The sequence below is a fragment of the Actinospineispora acaciae DSM 45401 genome (genome assembly GCF_000620785.1).
Classification (GTDB): Bacteria; Actinomycetota; Actinomycetes; order Mycobacteriales; family Pseudonocardiaceae; genus Pseudonocardia; species Pseudonocardia acaciae.
In genome coordinates this window covers 1-4225 of sequence record NZ_JIAI01000061.1, presented here as the reverse complement: position 1 = coordinate 4225, position 4225 = coordinate 1, and the positions used below count along the sequence as shown (strand labels likewise).

General features: G+C 69.7%; 1 protein-coding gene. It reads right to left on the bottom strand.

The features are described from left to right. Nucleotides 1–4225 (bottom strand): calcium-binding protein (locus N912_RS64920; RefSeq protein WP_051581825.1); only part of this gene is annotated, 4225 nt, incomplete at both ends.

Here is a 4225-nt window from a genome sequence, read left to right as displayed (position 1 = left end):
CGATCGCCGCGTTCCGCGCGGCCTTGATCTCCGCGGCTGAGGCGCCCCGCCCGACGCCCAGTGAGGTCTGCGCGGCGCGCACCTCGGCGCGATATCGAGCCGACCCCGCCCGCCCGTACCTGCCGTACAACTCCAGACCACGGCCGACGTTGACCAGAGCGCTCGTCGTGCCGGCGGCCAGCCGACCGGTGCCCTTGGCCGGCAGCCTGCTCATCTGCCGCAGCCCGGCGCCGGTGGCCGCCGAGGCGACGCGGGCGGATCCGAACGTCGCGATGCCGAGCGCGCGGTAGGGCGCGTTCACGATGCGCAGCGGCGTCTGGAGGGCATGGCCCGCGGCGGTGCGCATCCCTCGGCCCGTCTTGGCGAGCGCTTCCTGGCGGCCGGCCGTGCGGTCCAGTTGCCGTGCCTGGGCAGCCGCGCTGGCCGCCGACGGGGTTCTGGCGGCGGGGTTCTTCGGCGCCGCTGCCTGGGATCGCAGCTCGTTGGCCCGTACCCGGTTCACCGCCGCCTTCGCGTCCAGTCCGCCGGCGTGCCGACCGAAGTTCATCGCGGCGTTTTCCATCCAGGCCGCTCGCTCCAGGTCGGTGCCGAACCGGCCGCCTTCCCCGAGCAGACTTCTCTCCAGCGAGCCTCCGAGCGGTCTGCCCGCTCGAACCCGGGCCGCGCCTTCGCTCAACGCCCTGGACGTCTTGGCGGCCACGCCCGCGCGCGCGGCACCCGAACGCAGACCGCCCCCGAGCGGACTCAGCACTGTGAGCGGAAGGGAGTCCTCTAGCGCGCTCTGTATCGGATGGTGGAAGTAGTCATTGCCAAGCTTCCCGCCGTCTCTCCCGGATAACAGACCATCCCAGCGATCCTTGAGCGTGGCGAGCTCGGGGCTCGCGTCATGCAGGGAGCTCATTTTCCGCAACGCTCCCCAGGCCGGGGAGACCAGGGGGCCGAAGCGCGCGCCGGTGTGGTTCAGCGACTCCTTGAACCCGTTCGTGAACGGATGCTCCCGGGCCCACTGCTCGTCCGGGGTCTCATGGTTGGTCCCCTCCGCGTCCCTCAGCCTGGTCGGATCTCCCAGGCCACGTCCGCTCATCATGTCCCAGACCGGGGAGAAGTCCGACACGAACTCCTTCCCCGCGCCGTGTATCTGCCTGACCAGCCCCTCGGGCAGATCCCTCGCGATCCCGACCGCTTCTTTGTCGAAGTTGTCGAAGAAGCTCCCGGGCGAACCGAATCCGAAAACTGGATGGTCGGTCATGAATTTGGCCAGCTCCGGACCCATCTTGTGCGCCAGGTCGGTGTCCCCACTGGGCTTGTGTGCGTCGATCATCTGGTCGAGCTTGGCGCGCTCGGCCGGGGAGAGGTTCCGCGCCAACTCGTCGTACCCGACGGGCTTTTCACCCGAGTACCCGGCCCACCGACTGAGCGCTTCTTCGCGGTCGTTGGCCTGGATCGTGCCGGGAGGCGCGGGTTTGAGGCCGGTCGCGGCGGTCGCTGCCCCTTCGGCGGTGGTGACGTCGGGCTTGCCGTGCTGCGCGAGCCCGCTGATCACGTCGTTGACCTGTTCGGGCGTCTTGCCCCGCATGCTCCGGCCGAACTCCGTGTCCTTGGTGCTCTGGTCTCGCCAGAACGAGAGGGCGTCGTTGTATCTGTCCACTGCGCCGCGTTGCATCTTGAGGCTCTCGGCCTGGACGGCGTTGCCCTCGTCTACCAGGGCCTTGCGCTCGTCCGCGGAGCCGCCGTTGGCGTTGTAGTCCCGGATCCTCTGGTCGAGCGCCTTCATGCGGGCGACGAGATTGTTCGCGGCGTCCTGTTCTTCGGGGCTTCCGACGACCTTGCCCTGGGCGACGCTCAACCGCGTCTCACCGAGCGTTTTCGCGGCTTGCGCCAGCTCGTCGTTGGTCGGGGACCGGCTCTTGTCGTAGCTGGGCACGAGGACCTTGAGCGCGTCGGGGTTGTTGACGACCGGCGCGAGGCGCTGCTGCGGGGTGTCCTCCGGAGAGAGCGACTGGTTGTTGACGCCCGCTCCGGTCGTGGCCTTGTTGCCCAGGCCAGGCCCGGCGATCGCCGAGTTGTCGTTCCCGTCGCCGATGGTGACCGTGTTGTTGTAGCCGGGGCCGGCGGTCAGCTTGTTGCCGTTGCCGTTGCCGGCGGTGAGGACGTTGCTGTCGCCCCCACCGGTGGCCGCGATGTTGTCGTCGCCGTTCCCGAACTTCGGCGCGTTGTGGTCACCTTCGCCGAAGTAGGCGCGGTTGTGGCTGCCGTCGCCGAACGTCGCGGTGTTGCCACTGCCATTGCCGAAGGACACGGTGTTGTGATCGCCCTCGTACGCCTCGACCTTGTTGCGGTTCCCCTTCCCGAAGGTCACCTCGTTGCGGGCGCCGGAACCGCGGGTGACCGAGTTGCCGTTGCCGTCGCCGATCGAGAGCTTGTTGTCGTCGCCGTCACCGACGGCGATCACGTTGCGGTTGCCGTTCCCGGCCGAGACGACGTTGCCGTTGCCGTGACCGACGGATGCGACGTTGTCGTCGCCGTCACCAACGGTGGCCGTGTTGCCGTTGCCGTCATTGGTGAACACGTCGTTGGAGTTGCCGGATCCGGCCGAGACGGTGTTCCCGTTCCCCTGGCCGCCTCGGACCTTGTTGTTGCTCCCGTTCCCGACGGTGGAACGGTTCCCGTGACCGTCGCCGACGGTGATGGTGTTCCCGTCGCCGTCGCCGGCGGAGACATCGTTTCCGTCGCCGTCGCCAAGCTCGACCTTGTTCTGGCCTCCGGTCGACTTCACCTTGTTGCCGTTGCCGTTGCCGAGGGCGACCGAGTTGTTCGTGCCGTTGATCTCGATGTCTCGCCGGTCGCCCGGGCCGCCGCTGAGGTCGATGTTCTTGCCGTTCGCGGTGACCTTCGTCGGCCCGTGGACGACGACCTTCTCCCCGGGGGCGGCCTCGTAGTGCTGGGTGCCGTCTGGGTCCACCTTGTGCGGCGACGAGGGCTCGGAACCGAACCCACCCAGGCCGGGGATCCCGCCCTTGTTGACAGGGCTCTCGGCCGAACCCGACTCCACATCGAGCTTGCATCCACCCGGGCAGTCGAGCTTCGTCTTGCCGCCGTAGATGTGGGTGGTCTTGCCCGTGGGCGAACTCGGATCGTCCTCGCTGTAGATCCGCGGCGATCCGCCGTCTCGTCCCGGCGTGTCGTCCGACTTGAGCGGCCGCTTGACCGAGACGTTGACCACCTGGGTCTGCGGTGTGGTGTCCGACTTCTTCGCGCCGCCCTGGTTCTGAGGAGCGCCGGCGGGCGGCTGGCCCAGCTGGGTCTTGAGCTTCTCGACGCGTTGGTCGAACCCCGGTCCGGGGGCTGCGGCTCCCGCGGTCCCGGTGGCCGGCGGTGTGGGCTTGAGGCGGTTCCCGAGCGTCTGAGGGTCCAGCCCCGACCCGTCGCCGAGGGGGCGGACGCCGATCATCCCCGCTCCGGACAACCCTCCCGGTTTCCTGGTCCCGCCTGGTGAGCGGAAGCCACGGAACGGCGACGTGGTGGCCGCACCGTCGAGCTTGGGCGTGCCGACGGTGGGCTGACGGTCGAGTCCCCGCTCCGGTGGGGCGCGGCCTTGTTGCGGCGAGTCCTTGGAGTTGACCGGGATCTGCTGGGTACGGCTGGCGGCCAGTTGGGTCTCGGGCTTGCCCTTGTTCAGCTCGTTGTCGTTGGTGGTCGCGGCGCCCGGGCCGTGGCCGGTGCCGCCCTGGGCGTTGCCCACGCTGGACGGGCCGGGGGCCGGTGTGGCCGGGCCGGGTTTGCCGCCGCAGTCGTTGCCGCAGGGGGCGCCCGGTGTCTGGCGGTCGCCTCCGGTGACGTTCCTGGTGGTGCCGTCGGTGGTGCCGCCGGAGCCCTGGGTCCCGCCGCGGAGGCCGGGCAGGCGCCGGGTGTCCGAGCCATCGACGCCATCGACGCCGTCGGCACGGACGGCATCGCGGTCTTCCGTCGCGGTTGCGCCGGGCTTGCCGGTGGTGGTCTTGGCGGCCACCGTCTGGACCGGGGTGGTCCGGTTGTTGGTCTGGGGTGCGCGCTGGTCGGTCACGGCCTGCGCGCGGGTGTCCTGCGTCGAACGGTTGGTGTCACCGTCGCGCGCCGGTGGGGCTCGGTCCTGGGTTGTCGACCGCTCGGCGGTTTTGGGGTCTTGCTGGTGTTGTCCGGCGGCTCGGCGTTCGTTCTCGGTGTCGCCGGTGGTGTTCTGGTTGGT